We start from the raw sequence: 17,890 nt of genomic DNA, 5'->3' as shown, positions 1-17,890 counted from the left end.
CGCCACGGTTGGCCCCGTAGCTCAGCTGGATAGAGCTGCTGCGTCCTAAGCAGATGGTCGGGAGTTCGAATCTCTCCGGGGTCGCCACCCTTCGCCCTTCAGGCTTCGGGTGGCAGGCCACGCGGGGAGTCACGATGCGGAAGGCGATTGCTATTGCCGTGCTTGTGTTGCTCGCAGCGTGCGGGCCACAACTCGGGCCGCTCGAACGCGGAGAAACGGGGCGCGTCGTGCGCGCTTATGCGGGCGATACGCTGGAATTGGACTCAGGACTGCGCGTGTTCTTGGCGGAGATGGACGCGCCGCGCGGTGAGGATGCTTACGCGGCTCAGGCGCAAGGTGAACTGGAAGCGCTGGCGTTGCACCGCGAGGTGCTGCTGGCTTATGGCGGGGCGCGGCGCTGGGTCCCTCGCCCGCGCGAAGGACAAACCGAAGTCCCAGACGAGGCCGCCATCGCGCATGTGTTCGTGAAGAGCGAGGGCGGGCGCTGGTTTTGGTTGCAGCACGAAATGGTGTCGCGTGGCGCTGCGTTCGTGCGCCCCCGTCACGACAATCATGCGCGCAGCGCCGAGCTGATAGCGCTGGAAGCGCAAGCGCGCCAAGCCGAGCGCGGGCTTTGGGGTCGGCGCGAGTACAGCGCGCTCTCGGCGCGCGCGGCGGCAGCGCAAGCGATCGCGGCCGACATCTCTTGTCTGCGTGGCGCGGCGCCCTATCGGATCGTGGATGCGGAAGTGGCCGACGCGCGCGTGTTCGACCGGCGCGCTTCTCTGCGGTTGCAGGGCGCGCCGGCGGAGACGCCCTTCTCCGTCGTCGTGTTCGGCGAAAGCTTCGCGCGATGGGATGGTCCCGCGCTTGCCTCGCTCACCGGCGCCCGCATCCGCGTACGCGGGCCGCTCGGCGTTTTCCGCGACGAGCCGCAGCTCTGCCTGGATCATTCGTCGCAGCTCGAAGTGCTGCCCGTCGGTCAATCGAGATAGAACAAATCCTCGACTTTGCATTTTAGCGCCTTGGCCAACTTCAGCGCCAGCAAGGTCGACGGAATGAACACCCCGTTCTCGACCGTATTGATCGTCTTGCGCGAAACGCCGACACGCTCGGCCAGCTCAGCTTGTGTAAGGCCTGCCGCCGAGCGCGCGTCTTTGAGTTTGCTGCCGAGCCCTGGCTCAGCCACCCCGCCCCTCCAGCACGACAAACCGCAACGCTGCCGTGACGGCCCCAATGCCGATGATCACCGGGATGATCTGCATCGGCGCCACCGTTTCGAAGAAGCTCGCCACCAGCACTGCAAGCGCGGCGACGAACATCGACCAAAAACCGACGAGCGCAGCGCTGGCACGGTTGGCGCGGGTAAGTTCGTCATCCAACACGGCATTGCGGCCGACAAAGCTGAACGCTGTTGTTGAGCGCACAGCGAGCACAAGCGCCAGAACGACAAAGCCGATGGTGCGAACGATATCGACATTGCGCAATGTCTCCGCGGGCGCGACCGTCATCGCCGTCGCGAACACGGCGAGCAGAACGGCCGCCCCCGCGGTGACGGCGCGCCGGCGCCGCGTCACTGTTTTCTCAGGATTGTTCATCGTTCACCCATGTAACCTACGGGTGATATGATACCTAGAGGTTACACGCTGTCAAGCACTAACCGACGTACCCCGCGGCCACCGGATCGCCAACGCGTGCGATCAGTGCGCGACGCAGTTTCTCCAGCGCGTTGCCTTCGATCTGGCGCACGCGCTCCTTAGAGATACCGAGCCGAGCGCCCAGCGCTTCCAGCGTCACGCTCTCTTCTTCCAACTTGCGCTCGCGGATGATGAGACGTTCGCGGTCAGACAGATCGCACAAAGCTTCGCGGACAAGATCGGCGCGCGCGATGGTGTCATGCGCGATCATGGTTTCGGCTTCAGGATCGGCGCCTTCTGCGGCGAGCAAGTCTTGCCATTCGCCATCGCCCTCTTCCGTCAGCGGCGCGTTGAGCGAGCGGTCGGGCGCCGACATCCGCGCGGCCATCGATTCAACATCGTGCTCAGGCACGTTCAGCGCATGCGCGACGCGCGTGCGCGCGTCGGCGCTAATGCCGCTATCGCCAATGTCGCCGATCTTTGCGCGCAAGCGGCGGAGATTGAAGAACAGCGATTTCTGCGCCGACGTCGTGCCGGTGCGCACGATCGACCAATTGCGCAGCACGAAATCCTGCATCGCCGACCGAATCCACCACGTCGCGTACGTCGAGAACCGCACTTCACGCTCCGGCTCGAACCGCGCCGCAGCTTGCATCAAGCCAACGCTGCCTTCCTGCACAAGATCGCTCATCGGCAAGCCGTAGTGGCGGAAGCGCGCGGCCATGGCGATGACGAGACGGAGATAAGCTGTGATCAGCTCGTGCAACGCGCGCTCGTCACCGAAATCGCGCCAGCGCAGCGCTAGATCGCGCTCGTGATCGGCGGCCAGCAGCGGCGCTTTCATCGCGGCGCGCATGAAGCGCTGTGAGCCACGGCGGAGATCGAGGGTTTCGGTGAGCGCCATATGGTCCCTTACGTGCGAGCCCGCGACAGGTTCATGCGCCGGCTGCGGCAGATGCCGCCCCGCAAGGGTGGAAACGCATGAGGTAGCCCGATGGCGCCAAGGAAACAGGGTCCGCGCGCAGTGATTGCGATGAGCGGCGACGCGGTTGACTGCGAGACGATGTTCTCTTTATGTTCCGATCTCGAAAAGAGGCGTCATGGAAGTCGTCAGCGCCATCCTGCATGCGGACTTGGACGCGTTTTACGCATCGGTCGAGCAGCTGCTCAATCCGGCGCTGCGCGGCAAGCCGATCGCGGTCGGCGGCGGCGTTGTGCTGGCGGCGTCGTACGAAGCGCGCGCGTTCGGGGTGCGGAGCGGCATGCCGGGCCGGCGCGCGCGGGAGCTTTGCCCCGACCTCATCTTCACCGGTGGACATTTCACCGAATACCAACGCCTCGGCGACGCGGCGATCGACGTGTTGCGCGACTACACGCCGGATGTTGAGCGCATTTCGATCGACGAAGCGTTCGCGGATGTCGGCGGATCAACGCAGCTGTTTGGTGCGCCCGGCGAAATTGCAAAGACCGTTCGCGCGCGTGTCCGTGCTGAGCTCGGCTTGCCGATATCGATCGGCGTCGCGCGCACCAAGCACCTGGCGAAGATCGCCTCGCAAGTCGCGAAGCCCGATGGCTTGGTGATCGTCGATCCCAACACCGAACTCGAATTCCTGCACAATTTGCCCGTCGAGCTGATGTGGGGCGTGGGGCCAGCGACCAAGGAGCGCCTCGCCGCCAACGGCATCGAGACAATTGGTCAACTCGCGCAATCCTCACCGCAAGCGATGCAGCGCTTGCTCGGCAAAGCCGTTGGCCGGAAACTCACCGCGCTCGCCTGGAACAAAGACCCGCGCGAAATCCAAACCCATCGCCGCGCCACATCCGCCGGCGCGCAATCCGCGCTGGGTAGAAAACCGGCAACGGAGAAGGTGTTTCGGCCCGTTTTGCTCCATTTGGCAGAGCGCATAGCGCGACGCTTGCGCGCGAAAGATCGCCCGTGCCGCACCGTGACCGTGCGCGTGCGATTTGCCGATATGCGCGCCGTCACACGCGCCATCACGTTGCCGGCGCCAATTTCGGCAACGACCATGCTGGCCGAGATCGCGATCGACCTCGTCGGCAGCGTGCTGCGCGACTATCCCGACGAGCGGACTATCTCCCTCCTCGCCATCTCCGCTTCGCATCTCGGCGAGTCCGTCTTGCAGCTGGAGCTTCCCTTCAAGCTCGCCGACGACGGCCTGCGCCCCGGCACGCGCAAGGGCATGGCGCGCGGCCGCGCCGATCGCGCCATGGACGCGATCCGCGATCGCTTCGGCGCGGAGGCGGTGACGTATGCGTCAGCGGCGCTCGGCTCGCTGAGCTCAGTGCCGGATGACTTCCGCAGCCTGGCCGAGAAGGATCTCTGAGCCACAAAAGCAAAAAGGCCGGACTCTCGTCCGGCCTTTCGCATGAGCTTTGTCGCGCGGCTTAGGCGGCGGCGGCGGTTTGCTTCTTCGACGCCAGCGAGTTCGTCACCTTCAGCACCGCGTCATCGCGGCTGACCTTTTCCACGGCCGCCAGTTCGCGAGCCATCCGGTCCAGCGCGCTCTCATAGAGTTGGCGCTCGGAATAGGATTGCTCCGGCTGGTCGGAAGCGCGGTGAAGGTCGCGGACCACTTCGGCGATCGACACCAAGTCGCCCGAGTTGATCTTGGCTTCGTATTCTTGGGCGCGGCGCGACCACATCGTCCGCTTAATGCGGGCGCGGCCCTGCAGCGTCTTCATGGCTTGATCGACCACTTCGCCGGAGGCGAGCGGGCGCATGCCGCAGGACTTCGCCTTCGCGGTGGGAACCCGAAGGGTCATCTTGTCCTGCTCGAACGAGATCACGAACACGTCCAGCGCCAAGCCAGCCACCGATTGCTGTTCCACGCCCATGACGCGGCCAACGCCGTGCGCCGGATAGACGATATGGTCACCCGGTCGGAAAGAACTCGGCGTCGTGGCGGTTTGCATGCGGTGAACTCCTGGTCCCAATCTTGTTGTTGTCACAGATGGGGCTTCCCCTGCGTCAATTCAGCCCGCACGAATGAAAAACGGACAGATCTGGCCTGTCCGACCTCATTTTCCTCTGCGAAGCACTGATTTTGGCGCGGCTAAGCGATCCAACTGCCGGACACGACGGGCGCGTCCCTGTTCTGGGGCATTGTATACCACAGTTTTAGGCGTTTCGGAAGGCCGCGAGCCGGGGCTCGATCAGTCGCCTCTTCCGGGCTCGGTTGAGAAGTATTTCTCGAACTTACCCTTTTCGTCCCGGAAACTATCCGCGTCCGCGGGCGGCGTGCCCTTGACGACGATGTTCGGCCAGGTCTTGGAAAACTCGGTGTTCACCTTGAGCCACTTGCCGTCGGGTTCGTCCTGGCTGTCCGGCTTGATGGCGTCGACCGGGCACTCGGGTTCGCACACGCCGCAATCGATGCATTCGTCCGGGTGGATGACGAGGAAGTTCTCGCCTTCGTAGAAGCAATCGACCGGGCAGACTTCCACGCAGTCCATGAGCTTACATTTCACGCACGCGTCGGTGACGATGTAGGTCATTGCCCGGGTTCCAATTTCCGCGCGGCTGACATGGCTGGAGGCGCGCGCAGCGTCAAGCGAGCCGCTCTGCGTCAAGTTCGCTGTAAAGCTGGCGCGCTTCGGCGGCGGGGCCGCGGCGTGCTGGGAGCGCTTCGATGCGAATGGCTCGCAGCGCGCCGCGTAGCGGCAAAACCAGAATATCGCCGGGCGCGAGTTCGACCGCTGGCTTTTCAATCCGGCGCGGCTGACCGTTGTGCTCGAGCCGCACGCCGCCTTCAGTGATGAGCCGCGCAGCGGCGGCGCGCGTCTTGGCGAACCGCGCGCGAACCAGCCAGACATCGACGCGTTGCCGCGCCTCGCCGTTCATGCGGTCTTACTCCGCCGCCGGCGCGGCGGCGCTTCGGATGGCGGCAACAGGTTGGCGAGTTCAGCAAAGGCATTGTCAGGCTGTGCTGATTGCGGCTTGCGCTTGCGGCGGCGCAAAGCATGCCGCCACTGCGACGGCGCGCCCTCAACCGGTGGCGCTTTATGATAGCCAAGCGCCATCAGCACGCCGCCGAGCTCGCGCGCCGGGCGACCAATAATGCGCGCAAGCATCGGCTCCAGCTGGTCCGGCTGTTGCTCAATCGACTCCGCCAGCCGCTCGACCAGATCAAGCCGCACCGCGACATGGCCACAGGCGCGGAAACCGGCAGCAGCGCACTCGCCCCACGAGCGTGGCCGTTCCAACGGTACAGACAGCGCGCCAGGCCGCGCCAGGAACACGGACTGGGTTTTGCCGGGGTGCGCAAAATGCCAAAGCACCGCGAGCGTCGCCGCCGCGCGCGGGCGCACCAGTTGCGGCATGAACACCGAATGTCGGCCAACACGAACGCCGTAGCGCTTCAGAACAGCCTCCGCCTCAGCGTCGATCTCAATGTCCTCGGTGACGCGATCCAGCGCGCCGGCGTTTTCGATCAAGCGGAACGCCAAGCCACGCGCGTTGGCCGGCAAGCGCCCTTCCCGCCAAGCCGTCTCCAACGCCACCAGCGGCCGCAGATCCGCGGCGACTGTTTGCGCCAGCCACAATTCCAGCCGCTCGTGCGCCGCGTTGCGCTCAACGCCGCCCGCTGTATCCGCGCCGATCATGACCAGGCGCGGCTTCAGCACCGGCTGCCCCGGCGCCAGGCGCGCCACGGCCGCGCCATCAACACAGACACGCCCGTCGCGGCCCAAACTGATGTCGGCGTCCGCAGCCGCCGCGATCCGCGCGAGACGGCGTGACACTTCCGGCCGCAGCGCACGAAGCGCAGCGTTGCGAAGCGCCCGGCCTTCGAGACCGTTCGCGCGTGGGTCGGGCCTGAACTCCAAGCCTTCGAGCTGACCAACGAAGTGCCCCTCGACGGTAACCTCGCCCTCTTCCGAGACGCCGGCGAGCAGCGCGTCCTCGCGCTTCAATCCCTTAAGCAGCGCCGACGTACGGCGATCGATGAAGCGTTGCGTCAGCGCCTCGTGCAGCGCGTCAGAGAGCTTGTCTTCCACGGCGCGCGTACGCATGCGCCATTCGTCGGCGTCTTCGAGCCAATCGGAACGGCTCGCGGCATACGTCCAAGTCCGCACCTGCGCCAAGCGCGCCTGCAGCGCGTCGAGATCGCCTTCGGCGCGATCGAGCTTATCGAGCTCCGCCGCGATCCACGTGCTCGGCACACGGCCCTTCTTCACGACGATGTAGCCCGCAATGCGCGCCGCAAGCTGCGTGTGCTCGTCCTTCGACAGCTTGCGGAAATCCGGCAGCTGGCACGCTTCCCACAAACGGCGCACATCATCCGGCCCGCGCACGTGATCCATCATATCGAGATCGTCGGCCAAGCGGCGCAGCACCATTTCGTCATCAGCGCCGCGCACCCGCAGCAACCCAGGTTGCGACGGCGGCGTTTCCAGCGACGCGATCAGCGCAGGCACCGTGCTGAAGTTCAGCGTATCGCTGCGCCACTGCACCGCCTCGATGGTCTCGAACTCATGGTTCTCCACCCGCTCGACGATTTCCTCATCGAACGGCTCGCACTCACCGGTCTCCCCAAAATCCCCATCCCGCGTGAACCGCCCCGCGCGTCCGGCGATTTGCGCGATTTCGTCAGGCCGCAGATCGCGCCAGGAATGGCCGTCGAACTTGCGCCGCGAAGCGAAGGCGACGTGATCGACGTCCATGTTCAGGCCCATGCCAATCGCATCGGTCGCGACGAGGAAATCCACCTCTCCGCTCTGATAGAGCGCCACCTGCGCGTTCCGCGTGCGCGGACTAAGCGCGCCCATCACCACGGCCGCGCCGCCGCGATGGCGTCGCAACAGCTCAGCGATGGCGTAAACCTCCTCCGCCGAGAACACGACGACGGCAGAGCGCTTCGGCAGCTTGGTGATCTTGCGCGCGCCGACATATTTCAGCGTCGACATCCGCTCGCGTCGCGTGATCTCTGCGTCGGGCAACAGCTTCCTCACCATCGGTCGCATGGTGTCGGCGCCCAGCAGCATGGTTTCGCCAAAGCCGCGCGCGTTCAAAATGCGGTCGGTGAAGACGTGACCGCGGTCGAGATCGCGCGCGACTTGGATTTCGTCGATGGCGACGAACTCCACCGCGCGGTCCTGCGGCATCGCTTCGACGGTGCAGACGAAATACTTCGCGGTCTCGGGGACGATCTTCTCTTCGCCGGTGATCAGCGCCGCGACCGTCTCGCCCTTGGCCTTCACGACCCGGTCGTAAACCTCCCGCGCCAACAGCCGTAGCGGCAGACCAATCATGCCGCTGGCGTGGCCGAGCATGCGCTCGATCGCGAGGTGGGTTTTGCCGGTGTTGGTGGGACCCAACACCGCTTTGATGTTCGCCCGGCCTCGGGCGCGCGCAGCCATGGTAAAACGATGGGTCGGTCTCACGGCTATTTCAAGCCGAAGCTCCGCTGGTGGGGAGCCGGTGAGTAAAGCTCAGGACAAACGGTGAGCAGAAGGGAACAAGAACGAATCAATCGCGAATCACTGTGTTTGATTCGTTCTTCGCTCGTTCACGGCCACATCTAGTGGTTAACACTTAAGTAGCACACAAGACCAAAAGGCGCGCCGGCGGTAAGCCAGCGCGCCCTTCATTTCTTGAGGCCAACGAGCCTTAGCGCAGCGCCGTGCCGTTGACGGTCAGGCGGCGCGCTTCGAGCCGCACCACCCCAACACCGTCCGCCGGCATTTCGATGGTCAGCGGCGCGTACATGCCGCTCGTCGTGCGGGCGAACAGGAAGGTCAGCGTCGCAGCTTCCGGCGGCTCGCCGAACCCGGCGATCGGACGGAATTGGACGCTGCAGCGCACCGCTTGCCCGCGATAGGCCGCGGAATTGACGTTCACCGTGCCATTCGGCGAAAGCACGAAGTCGAAGCGCGCGCGACCGTCCATGTAGACATTCAAAGTGCGCGAGCATGGGTCCGCGGACGAGGTCAGAAGCGTCGCAATGGCGCTGAGCTGATCAACAACACCGCGCCGCTGGGCAGCTGTGGCCGGCGGGTCGCCCATGTTCGGATTGCCGGGTTGAGCCGTCGTCACGACGTCATCTGCGGTGAAGGCTGCGCGGATAAGTCGGCCATTCGGCCGGTCATCGCGGCGCCGTCCGCCTTGGTGTTCATAAGCGCTCGGACGCAGCGCGCCGTTGGCGCCAATCGTACCACGCACGGCGTAGCGATAGTCCTGGCTGCGGTTGAGCGCGGCCCCGACCCAGCCTGTCATTTCGCGATTGGCCGTCGCCGTGTAGCTATTTCCGGTCTGAGTGAACCGGTAGTCGAACCGGCCGGCCAGAACGCCGCGGGCGTGGACGTCATACTGGCCCACGAACGTGCGGTTAGCGCTCTGCGCCGAGGCGGAGCCCGCCAGCGCGGCCAATCCTAGGGCCAAAGCGACGGCCAGCGATCTCATGGAAACAACCCTGTTTTTCCGCCCATACGGCTTAGGCAGCGGCAACACCTAACCCCCCGCTTGTGATCCCGCCATGAACCAATTGGGGCTGTTTCGTGGAAGCCACCCCCTACCGCTAGGCCGCCTTGACCCTGGGCGGCCTTTCCCGTAAGCGTCCGCCCTTCATTTTTCCGCGTTTGAGAGCGTAATCCCATGTCCCGCCGCTGCGAGCTGTCCGGCGTCAATCGCCAGATTGGCCACAAAGTCAGCCACTCCAACATCAAGACCAAGCGGGAGTTCAAGCCGAACCTCGTCGACGTCACGCTGTCGAGCGATGCGCTGGGCCAATCCTACAAGCTCCGCATCACCGCAGCGGCGCTCCGCTCGGTTGATCACCGCGGCGGCCTCGACGGCTATCTGCTGAAGGCGAAGGAAGAGCAGCTCTCCACGCGCGCTGCCAAGATCCGCCGCAATCTGAAGAAGAAGCTTAGCGAAACCGTCGCCGCCTAGGTGGCGCGCGAGAGCGGCCTTCGCATCGGCTCGTTCGCCGGCGCACCTGTCTTAGTTGAACCGACGTTTTTGTTGCTGGCGCTTTATGTCGTCGGCTCCGCTGTACTGCGTGGTGGCGCTGGCGAGTTTGTCAGCGCGCTCATCTTCGTCGGCGTTATCTTCGCGGCGATCATCATTCACGAGTTCGGTCACGCCGCGATGGCGGCGGCGCTCAAGATTCCGAGCCGTCGCATCGTGCTCACGTTCTTCGGCGGCTACGTGCAGTTCGCGAGCCAGCCGAAACATGGCTGGCAGGAGATCGCGGTGTCAGCCGCTGGACCAGGCGCCAATCTGGCGAGCTACGTGCTGGTTGCGTCACTGCTGCCATTGCTCGCGCCGACAATGGCGCCGGAGGGCATTGGGTTTCTCAACGCGCTCAACACGTTCGGCGTCATCAGCCTGATGCTTGGGTTGTTCAATCTGCTCCCCGGCTTTCCGCTCGATGGCGGCCACATCCTGCGCGCGGCGCTGAGCTACATCATGCAGCGCAACACCGCGCGCATCGTCACCGCTATCACCGGCCTGCTCCTAGCGGCGGCGTTGATCGCCTACGCGATCTGGCAGGAATTGCTCTGGACTGTGTTCATCGCCGGCCTGCTGGGCCTCGCAGCCTGGGCCGAGCTGCGAGCGGCACAATACGATCGTCAGCGCGGCGCTTCGGACACCACGTCGAACGCGTAGATCAACGTGCGCTGGCGGCTGTTATAGTTGTCATCCGACACAATGTAGATGCGCGTCGTTCCATCCGGCATCCGCGCCGTGGCGATGCCCTCGAAATTGTCGACCGGTATCGGCGGCGCGATCACGCCCAACTCTTCCACCTCCGGCAGAGTCTCCCCGCGTGCGTTCAACGCGCTCTCGGGGAAGTAAGAAATGCGGGCACGGGCGCCGATGACGGGTGCATAGAAACGCTGCAACGCGACGATGCCGCCGCCCGGCATGCGATCTAGTCCCGTGAGCGAATAGCCGAACTCCAGCGGAAAGCCGATCAGCGGTTCTGCCGGTGTGGTCGCATCGAGCGGCACGCGCCACAGCGGCGTCGGGGCGCGTTCACCGCCTTCGGCGCCGACGAGCAACGAACCATCCGACAATGTCGCAATCGCTTCCAGACCGGCGTTTGCCGGCAAGCCTTCCGTGCCCGCGAGCGGAGGGCCAAAGCCCGATGGCCCGAACGGGCCATCGCGATTCATATCGAAGATGCGGATCGATTGCGTGCCTTCAAAGCTCGCCGCGAAACGCCCATCGAGCAATTGCGTCAGCCCTTCGGAATCGCCGGTGTCCTCGTTCAGAAACCAATCGCCGCGTTCGTTCAGCGCCAGCGCGTAGCGCAGATCGGTGAACCCCACGAGCGTGCCGGATTCATCGAGCACCAACTGCGCTTCGAACCACTCAGCGTCGTCATTCAGAATCAGCACGCGATTGCCGTCGAGTACCTCGATGCCGGAAAGGCCGCCCAACTCGGCGTCTTCTGACGTCAGCACCAAACCGCCGCGAAAACGCAGACGGCCGACTTGCTCGACACCGAGATCGATCGGCGTCGCGGTGATCTGCAACGCCCGCCATTGCTCCGGCACGGTGATCGCGCTCGATTGCATGCACGCGGAAAGCAGCAGCGCCAGCACAAGCGCGCGCATTACGCCACCTGCATGCGCTGGCGTTGCTCTCGCGGCGAACGCGGCGGCGGACGATCCTCGCCGGCGGGTTCGTCGAACAGTTCCGCGAGCTTTTCAGTCATCACACCGCCGAGTTGCTCGGCGTCGGTGATGGTGACGGCGCGCTTGTAGTATCGCGTGACATCGTGGCCGATGCCGATGGCGATCAGCTCGACGGGCGAACGCGTCTCCAGCCAATGGATCACGGCGCGCAAATGGCGTTCGAGATAGTTGCCGGGATTGGCCGACAGCGTTGAATCGTCCACCGGCGCGCCGTCCGAGATCACCATTAGGATGCGCCGCTGCTCAGGTCGTCCGATCAGGCGATCATGCGCCCACAACAGCGCTTCGCCATCGATGTTCTCCTTCAACAACCCCTCGCGCATCATCAAACCGAGATTGCGCCGCGCGCGCCGCCACGGCGCGTCCGCGCTTTTGTAAATCACGTGGCGCAAATCATTCAGCCGCCCCGGCTGCGGCGGACGCCCGGCTTGCAGCCAATTCTCTTTCGACGACCCGCCCTTCCACGCACGCGTCGTGAAGCCGAGGATTTCCACCTTCACCCCGCAGCGCTCCAGCGTGCGCGCGAGAATATCCGCACAGAGCGCCGCCACCATGATCGGCCGGCCGCGCATCGAGCCCGAATTATCCAGCAGCAATGTGACAACCGTATCCTTGAACGGCATGTCCTCTTCTTGCTTGAACGTGAGCGCTGACATCGGATCGACGATGATGCGCGTCAGCCGCGCCGTATCGAGCACGCCCTCTTCCAGATCGAAGCTCCAGGCGCGGTTCTGTTTCGCCATCAGCCGCCGTTGCAGCCGGTTGGCGAGCCGGCCGACGACGCTTTGCAGCGGCTTTAGCTGCTGATCGAGATAGGCGCGCAGCCGCGCCAACTCCTCGCCGTCGCAGAGCTCTTCCGCCGTGATCATCTCGTCGTGCGTGCGCGTGAACACCTTGTAGTGCGCGTTCGGATCTTCCGGCTCGTTGCGCATCTTGGGCCGGATCGGTTTATCGCCGGGATCATCCTGGTCGGACTCGTCCTGCTCGTCGGAATCCATATCGGTCTCGACCGAAACGGTGCGGTCGGTGTCGATATCGACATCGCTGTCGAGCATTTCGACATCGGACGGCGCGTCTTGCTCCTGCTCGTCGTGGCCTTCGGAATTATCGGCCTGCGGCGGCGGTTGTTCGTTCTCTCCGCCTTGGCTGTCGTCGTCAGGATCGTCGTCGCCTTCGACGTCCTTCTCCATCAGATGCAGATCGCGCAGTGCCTGATGCGCGATGCGCGCAAATTTTTCTTGATCTTCCGCGGCGCCGGAGAGCGTGTTCAGCACTTGGCCCGCATTGGCTTCAATCTCAGGCCGCCATAGGTCAACGGCTTCCGCCGCGAAGGCCGGCGGCTTCAGTCCCGTCAGCCGTTCGCGCACCAACAGCGCCAGCGCATCGGTGAGCGGCATGCCCTTCGCCGACGCCTGCACCTTGCGCGAATACTGATCCGCCAGCACTGCCGTCAGATTGTTCGACACGCCCTTCAACGCATTGGCGCCCAGCGCCTGCAGCCGCATCTCCTCCATCGCGTCGAACGCCGCGCGCGCATCGACGTTGCGCACCGGCGACAAGCGCTTGTGCGCGGCCTCATCGTGGTGTGCGACGCGCAACGCCAACGCATCGGCCTGCCCGCGCAGACGCTCCGCTTCCGGGTCCGAGATCACACGCGGCGGATGCGGCAACACGATCTTGCCCGGCGACAAGCGTGGCCCTTCGGCGCCGAACGTGACTTCCAACTCGTCCTCCGCCCCCGCCAACGCGCGTGTGGTCTGCGCCAGCGAGCGCTTGAACAGTTCGGCCGGGGTTTCCTTCGCGGACATCGATTTCTGCTTAGCCCGTTACGCGCACGCCGGGAACAGCGCCGTGCGCGAATTGGTGTCGCGCTTGTGATCGGAACGCGCCGGTTGACGCGGCGTTGGCTCCACGAAGGAGAAATTCACATGCGCAAGACATTCTCGACGCTGGTCGCCGTCGCCCTGCTCGGCGGCGCTCTTACCGTAGGCGCCCAAGCCCAGGACAATCGCCGTGGCCGCGGCGCCGACGAATTCGGCCCTGCGACCGCCGCCCAACTGGCTGCCGCTGACCGCCGCTTGAACCAAGTGTACCAGCGTCGCATCGCCGATGCCCGCGCCGATGATCGCAACGATCGACGCGTCCGTGGCTGGTATGGTCAGGAAGAAGCACTCCGCGTCAGCGAACGCTCGTGGATCACGTTCCGCGACGCCGAATGCCGCTACCTGACGCAACAAGACGTTGGATCGCGCATGCGCCAGTCCCTGGTGCGTGGCTGCTTGCTGGAACAAATCGAAGATCGCACTGAAGAGCTGCGTGACGCGGAAGCTGTGCTAGCAGCGCGGTAGATTGTGTGATGAGCGCTGAGACCTCGGCGCTCATCATGCCGCTGGCCGATAGTCATGAAGCGAGGGTGTTTCACCCGGCGGCCACATTGTACTCACCGCGCCATCGCGATAGAATATGACGTTCATGCTGCGGCGCGAGGCCGTCCCCGGCTTCACCTTCGAAACCGCGTGCCACGACGTGTCTGACCGCACGAGAATCGAAGTGTTGCCCACGATGGGCGCCACTTCCGCGACTCGATCGTTCATGTCCTTCGAACGCAGGATGTTGAGGCACCCGCCATCCTCTGAATCCCAAACTTCGTTGAAGTAAAATACATGGGTCATGATCTTCTCGCGAAGGTCCACGTGCGGGCCCAGCGGCGCCGGCGCCGAAATGGCAGACGTAAGCTTCCATTGGCGCAGACGTCAGATCGCGCCCCGTCAGCGAACTGACAGCTTGGCGGTAGTTTGGCGACAGGAGGTCTCGCGCCAGTCGGCGCCATTGCGCACTGAGCCCATCGGCAAACGCGATTTCGTCCTGTCCCATATGAATCAGCGCGCGGGCTTCGTACTCGTAGCCCTTCTCGCCGTCATAGCCCTTCACTGTTTTGAATTGGTCGTGCGGATAGCTCTGCGCGAGCGCACGCGCATCCGAGCTGGCGAACACATTGTTAGCGAACGCCCAATCGAACGGATCGCGCTTCAGCTGCTCCTCCGCAATCGCCGAAAACTTCAGAATGGAGCTCTCGGCGCCCACCGAGCCGTCGAGCCTCGACTTCGCCCACCGCAGCGGCGCCGTAACGCGCCACGAGGTCGACTTCTGCATGGCGGCCAAATAGGCCGCATCCGCGGCGGCACGCGCGCGCAACGCCTCGGCTTCGCGATTGAGCCTGCCAACCTCGAGGCTTTGCGCCTCCAGGCGACTCGCGAACTCCTGAATCGCTGCCTCAAGGGCGCGTGCATTCTCCTGCGCGGCTTCAACGGCCTGCTGCGTGCCTTCAAGTCCCGCCAGGGCGCCTACAAGATCCGCTCGCGCAGCTTCAAGTCCGCGCTCGAGATCAGCTTGAAGCTCCAAGGCGAACGGCAAACGTGGACCGAACCCGCTAAGCACGGCATTCGCTCGTTTCGACGTATCACGTGGCCGCTTCACGATAGACGCGACGTGATCCCAATATCGCTCGAGTGCGAGTTTGTTCGCGAGCGCTTTGGCGCCGGGTCCTCTACGCTGGAGGCAGGCCTCAAACCAATCTGGATCGATGACGCCCGTCTCGGGAAACTCAAAAACGGAATCATGCTGCGACAGTACAGCGTACTTGCCCCACGCGCTGGCCGGACGAAATACCGGCGCGCCGAACGAAAGCGCCGTGATCGCCATGTGCATGCTCGTGCCGACGACCGCTCGTGCGTCCGCAATGAGTTCCGCGAGCGCCACCGGTGAAGGCCAATGCGACAACGTCATCAGGCCATCGAACAATCGGCCGACCTGATCGTTGCTGTCGCCCAACACCAGGCCGACCGGAACGGCGATTGCCTTCTTCACGCTCAACCGATCGCCGTGCTGGCGCATGAACGCGCCGAACGCTTCGAGACGGTTCGTTGCCTGCACAAAAATATAAGGTTCATCGAGGCCGAGCGCTTCGCGTATTGCTTCGTACTCTGGCGATCGCCGCGCGCCATCCACGAGAGCGGAAACGCCAAAGCACGTATCCGGCACGCGACTGATCGTCTTGCCGTTCACCAGTGGCGCCAAAGTATTGAAGGCATCCTCATCGCGCACGGCGATGTAGGCGCTTTCGTCCAGCGCCGTGCGCATCAGCGGCTCGGCCCATGCCGGCGTGGGGCCATAGGACCCAATCGCATTCCACACCACCGGCACGCCATGTTGCTGCGCCATAAGCGCCGGCATCAGCCAATAACCTGTCGGATGATGCACATCAGCGTTGGGTGGCGCGTAGTTCGGTGCGATCGATTTGTCGAAGCGAACGATATGGCCGCTGCCGATCAACATGGCGTCGAGGTCGGCGACCGCATCGGGAAGATCAACGACCGAGGCGACATCGAATGGCCATTCGGGCCTGGCCTTCGCAGCGTACGCAAATGGGCGAATTTTTACAGCGCCGAGGCGCTTGCTCAGCTCCGCTTCCGCGACCAACGGAAACAGCAGATCTCCAAAGTTCTGAAGATCGAACGTCCCCGCGATGCCTATTTGAAAGTCGTCAGCCATAGCCCCGCTCCCGGCGACGATCTAAGCCACCTTCACCCGTGTCGCCGCTTCCGGCAGGTCGGCGCCGAAGGCGCGCTGATAGAACTCAGCCACCGTCGGCCGTTCCAGTTCATCGCATTTGTTCAAGAACGTCATCCGGAACGCCAGGCCGACGTCGCCGAAAATCTCAGCGTTCTGCGCCCACGTGATCACGGTGCGCGGGCTCATCACCGTCGAGATGTCGCCATTCATGAACGCGTTCCGCGTCATGTCAGCCACCCGCACCATCGCCATGATCGTGCGCTTGCCTTCCGGCGTGTTGTAGGCCGGCGCCTTCGCCGTCACGATTTCCGCTTCAGCGTCGTGATCGAGATAGTTCAGCGTCGTCACAACGGACCAACGGTCCATTTGGCCTTGGTTGATCTGCTGTGTGCCGTGATAGAGGCCGGTGGTGTCGCCCAAGCCGATCGTGTTCGTCGTCGAGAACAGACGAAAGAATGGGTTGGCGCTGATGACGCGGTTCTGATCGAGCAGCGTGAGCTTGCCGCTCGCTTCCAGCACGCGCTGGATCACGAACATCACGTCCGGCCGGCCGGCGTCGTATTCGTCGAAGCAAATCGCCACCGGCCGCTGCAGCGCCCACGGCAGCATGCCTTCGCGAAACTCGGTAACCTGCTTGCCGTCCTTCAGCACGATCGCGTCCTTGCCGACGAGATCGATCCGGCTGACGTGGCTATCCAGATTGATCCGCACCATCGGCCAGTTCAGCCGCGCGGCCACCTGCTCCACGTGCGTGGATTTGCCGGTGCCGTGATAGCCCTGCACCATGACGCGGCGGTTGTGCGCAAAGCCCGCCAGGATCGCCAACGTCGTCTGCGGATCGAAGCGGTAGGCGTCGTCCAGCTCCGGCACGTACTCGGTCTTCTTCGAGAAGGCCGGAATCTTCATGTCGGATTCGACGCCGAACGTACGGGCGGAGACCGTCTTGTCAGGCTTGGCGGTCAAAAGGTCGTCGGCGGCTGTCATGTGGTCTCGATAGCTGGGAATAAGCTCTAGCTTACCGCGCCGCAGCATCCGGAGAAAAGCGGCGAATTGACGGGGGTCAGACCAGCCCGCCGGCTTTCAGCGTCTGGTACGCCTTCAGCACCTTCTGCAGGCTCACCTCTGCCCCACGGTCACCACCGTTGGAATCAGGGTGCCAGCGTTTCACCAGCTCGGCGTACTTCGCCCGTATCGCGGCCTGGTCGGCATTTTCGTCCAACGACATCGCCTCAAGCGCCAGTGCCTGCAGCCGCGTCAAACGGCGCCGGGTTTTCGGGGCCGGGCCGGCGCTTGCCGCGCCGCTGCCGAACATGCCGAACGGATCTGCCTTCCGTCCGGCTTGGAAGCCGCGCGTGGCCGCGGCGAGCCGATCGCCCCGTCCGCCACGGAAGGTCCAGGTCGGGCGATGGCCTGTCTCTTCCTTCTTCCTGTAATCGGCGAGCTCGGCGTCGCTCATGCCTTGGAAGTAGTTCCAGCGCTTGTTGTACTCGGCCGCATGCGACGCACAGAAGTGCCAGAACTGACCTTCGTGATCGCGGCCCTTGGGCGCCTTGTGGCTGCCGACGTGCTTGCATCCTACATGGTCGCAAGGCCGCTCGGCCGGCTCGCGCGCGACCGCACCCGCGCCAGGTTTCTTGACGCGGATGTCGACGAACTTCGGGCGATAGGCGAAGGTCTCTGCCATGAGAGGGCGAGTATGGGCGCCAAGTGTTAAGCGGACAAGGAATTGACAGACAACAAAACGCATCTTTCGCGCTTCGAGCGCATGGAAACGCTGCTTAAAACTGCGTTCACGCCAAGTGTGTTCGAATTACAGGACCAATCGCGGTTTCACGCGGGCCACGCCGGCGCAAGCCCAGGCGGCGAAACGCACTACAAGCTTTCGCTCGTTTCCACAGCTTTCGAAGGGCTGAACCGCGTCGCGCGGCAACGGCTTGTTTACCAGGCGCTCCATGAAGAGTTCGACACGGGCTTGCATGCGCTCTCGCTCGACCTCAAAACACCCGCTGAGGCAGGTTCCGCCTGAGAACAGGCGGCGC

General features: G+C 64.1%; 19 protein-coding genes, 1 tRNA gene and 1 pseudogene. 7 read left to right on the top strand and 14 right to left on the bottom strand.

Features of this window, described 5'->3' with window-relative positions; all coding sequences use genetic code 11:
- Positions 1 to 10 precede the first annotated feature (10 nt).
- Positions 11 to 87: transfer RNA gene (locus tag DSM104635_RS00245), tRNA-Arg, on the top strand.
- 47 nt (positions 88 to 134) lie between these two features.
- Positions 135 to 974, top strand: coding sequence for a thermonuclease family protein (locus DSM104635_RS00240; RefSeq protein ID WP_158764255.1), 840 nt, complete (start codon positions 135 to 137; stop codon positions 972 to 974).
- On the opposite strand, the gene relB is transcribed toward DSM104635_RS00240, so the two are convergent.
- The 3 genes from relB to DSM104635_RS00225 are packed head-to-tail and all read right to left on the bottom strand — an operon-like array spanning position 962 to position 2,520.
- Positions 962 to 1,168: a type II toxin-antitoxin system RelB family anti-toxin gene (relB, locus tag DSM104635_RS00235; RefSeq protein WP_158764254.1), complete on the bottom strand. Its 207-nt coding sequence runs from the start codon at positions 1,166 to 1,168 to the stop codon at positions 962 to 964. The two genes, DSM104635_RS00240 and relB, sit on opposite strands and share 13 nt — an antisense overlap.
- Entirely contained in the window at positions 1,161 to 1,577 is a 417-nt protein-coding gene (locus tag DSM104635_RS00230; RefSeq protein ID WP_158764253.1) for a hypothetical protein, read from the bottom strand. The genes relB and DSM104635_RS00230 overlap by 8 nt, the downstream gene beginning before the upstream one ends.
- A gap of 58 nt (positions 1,578 to 1,635) precedes the next feature.
- Positions 1,636 to 2,520 carry an RNA polymerase factor sigma-32 gene (locus tag DSM104635_RS00225; protein ID WP_158764252.1) on the bottom strand — a complete coding sequence of 295 codons (885 nt, stop codon included), beginning with the start codon at positions 2,518 to 2,520 and terminating at the stop codon, positions 1,636 to 1,638.
- Positions 2,521 to 2,716: 196 nt separating this feature from the next.
- On the opposite strand from DSM104635_RS00225, the gene dinB reads away from it, so the two are divergent.
- Entirely contained in the window at positions 2,717 to 3,961 is a 1,245-nt protein-coding gene (gene dinB / locus DSM104635_RS00220; RefSeq protein WP_158764251.1) for a DNA polymerase IV, read from the top strand.
- A gap of 61 nt (positions 3,962 to 4,022) precedes the next feature.
- Here the strand turns inward: dinB and DSM104635_RS00215 are convergent, their stop codons facing one another.
- The 5 genes from DSM104635_RS00215 to DSM104635_RS00195 all read right to left on the bottom strand — a co-directional run bounded on the left by DSM104635_RS00215 (position 4,023) and on the right by DSM104635_RS00195 (position 9,036).
- On the bottom strand, positions 4,023 to 4,550 hold the full coding sequence (locus DSM104635_RS00215) for a CarD family transcriptional regulator (RefSeq protein WP_158764250.1): 528 nt from the start codon (positions 4,548 to 4,550) through the stop codon (positions 4,023 to 4,025).
- Positions 4,551 to 4,790: 240 nt separating this feature from the next.
- The gene (fdxA, locus tag DSM104635_RS00210) at positions 4,791 to 5,132 is read right to left on the bottom strand and encodes a ferredoxin FdxA (protein ID WP_158764249.1); all 342 of its coding nucleotides are present in this window, start codon (positions 5,130 to 5,132) and stop codon (positions 4,791 to 4,793) included.
- A gap of 52 nt (positions 5,133 to 5,184) precedes the next feature.
- The gene (locus tag DSM104635_RS00205; protein ID WP_158764248.1) at positions 5,185 to 5,478 is read right to left on the bottom strand and encodes a S4 domain-containing protein; all 294 of its coding nucleotides are present in this window, start codon (positions 5,476 to 5,478) and stop codon (positions 5,185 to 5,187) included.
- On the bottom strand, positions 5,475 to 7,994 hold the full coding sequence (locus tag DSM104635_RS00200; RefSeq protein ID WP_158764247.1) for a helicase-related protein: 2,520 nt from the start codon (positions 7,992 to 7,994) through the stop codon (positions 5,475 to 5,477). The genes DSM104635_RS00205 and DSM104635_RS00200 overlap by 4 nt, the downstream gene beginning before the upstream one ends.
- A 250-nt stretch (positions 7,995 to 8,244) precedes the next feature.
- Positions 8,245 to 9,036: a DUF3108 domain-containing protein gene (locus DSM104635_RS00195; RefSeq protein WP_158764246.1), complete on the bottom strand. Its 792-nt coding sequence runs from the start codon at positions 9,034 to 9,036 to the stop codon at positions 8,245 to 8,247.
- A 192-nt stretch (positions 9,037 to 9,228) separates the two neighbouring features.
- Between DSM104635_RS00195 and rpmB the strand changes: the two genes are divergently transcribed.
- A complete protein-coding gene (gene rpmB / locus DSM104635_RS00190) occupies positions 9,229 to 9,525 on the top strand; it encodes a 50S ribosomal protein L28 (protein ID WP_158764245.1) in 297 nt (98 codons plus the stop codon).
- Positions 9,526 to 10,245, top strand: a complete 720-nt coding sequence (locus DSM104635_RS00185) for a site-2 protease family protein (RefSeq protein WP_158764244.1) — start codon at positions 9,526 to 9,528, stop codon at positions 10,243 to 10,245.
- Here DSM104635_RS00185 and DSM104635_RS00180 read toward each other — a convergent pair.
- Positions 10,209 to 11,198 carry an esterase-like activity of phytase family protein gene (locus tag DSM104635_RS00180; RefSeq protein ID WP_158764243.1) on the bottom strand — a complete coding sequence of 330 codons (990 nt, stop codon included), beginning with the start codon at positions 11,196 to 11,198 and terminating at the stop codon, positions 10,209 to 10,211. The genes DSM104635_RS00185 and DSM104635_RS00180 overlap by 37 nt on opposite strands.
- The gene (gene cobT, locus DSM104635_RS00175; protein ID WP_158764242.1) at positions 11,198 to 13,087 is read right to left on the bottom strand and encodes a cobaltochelatase subunit CobT; all 1,890 of its coding nucleotides are present in this window, start codon (positions 13,085 to 13,087) and stop codon (positions 11,198 to 11,200) included. The genes DSM104635_RS00180 and cobT overlap by 1 nt, the downstream gene beginning before the upstream one ends.
- Before the next feature lie 120 nt (positions 13,088 to 13,207).
- On the opposite strand from cobT, the gene DSM104635_RS00170 reads away from it, so the two are divergent.
- The gene (locus DSM104635_RS00170; protein WP_158764241.1) at positions 13,208 to 13,627 is read left to right on the top strand and encodes a lysozyme inhibitor LprI family protein; all 420 of its coding nucleotides are present in this window, start codon (positions 13,208 to 13,210) and stop codon (positions 13,625 to 13,627) included.
- A gap of 33 nt (positions 13,628 to 13,660) precedes the next feature.
- Here DSM104635_RS00170 and DSM104635_RS20115 read toward each other — a convergent pair whose 3' ends face one another.
- The 4 genes and pseudogenes from DSM104635_RS20115 to DSM104635_RS00150 all read right to left on the bottom strand — a co-directional run bounded on the left by DSM104635_RS20115 (position 13,661) and on the right by DSM104635_RS00150 (position 17,535).
- Positions 13,661 to 13,951: a 2OG-Fe(II) oxygenase gene (locus DSM104635_RS20115; RefSeq protein WP_407703501.1), complete on the bottom strand. Its 291-nt coding sequence runs from the start codon at positions 13,949 to 13,951 to the stop codon at positions 13,661 to 13,663.
- A gap of 1,003 nt (positions 13,952 to 14,954) precedes the next feature.
- Positions 14,955 to 15,830 (bottom strand): annotated as a pseudogene (locus DSM104635_RS20110) (polysaccharide pyruvyl transferase family protein); the annotation flags it as partial.
- Between the two features lie 21 nt (positions 15,831 to 15,851).
- A complete protein-coding gene (gene cobS / locus DSM104635_RS00155) occupies positions 15,852 to 16,835 on the bottom strand; it encodes a cobaltochelatase subunit CobS (RefSeq protein WP_407703500.1) in 984 nt (327 codons plus the stop codon).
- 76 nt (positions 16,836 to 16,911) lie between these two features.
- Entirely contained in the window at positions 16,912 to 17,535 is a 624-nt protein-coding gene (locus tag DSM104635_RS00150) for a J domain-containing protein (RefSeq protein WP_158764240.1), read from the bottom strand.
- A 42-nt stretch (positions 17,536 to 17,577) separates the two neighbouring features.
- Here DSM104635_RS00150 and DSM104635_RS00145 point away from each other — a divergent pair, with 42 nt between their 5' ends.
- The gene (locus DSM104635_RS00145) at positions 17,578 to 17,877 is read left to right on the top strand and encodes a BolA family protein (protein WP_228445778.1); all 300 of its coding nucleotides are present in this window, start codon (positions 17,578 to 17,580) and stop codon (positions 17,875 to 17,877) included.
- Positions 17,878 to 17,890: the final 13 nt, after the last annotated feature.

The organism is Terricaulis silvestris (assembly GCF_009792355.1).
Classification (GTDB): Bacteria; Pseudomonadota; Alphaproteobacteria; order Caulobacterales; family Aquidulcibacteraceae; genus Vitreimonas; species Vitreimonas silvestris.
Note: the sequence above shows the minus strand (reverse complement) of the source record. Positions and strands in the feature narration are given on the sequence as shown.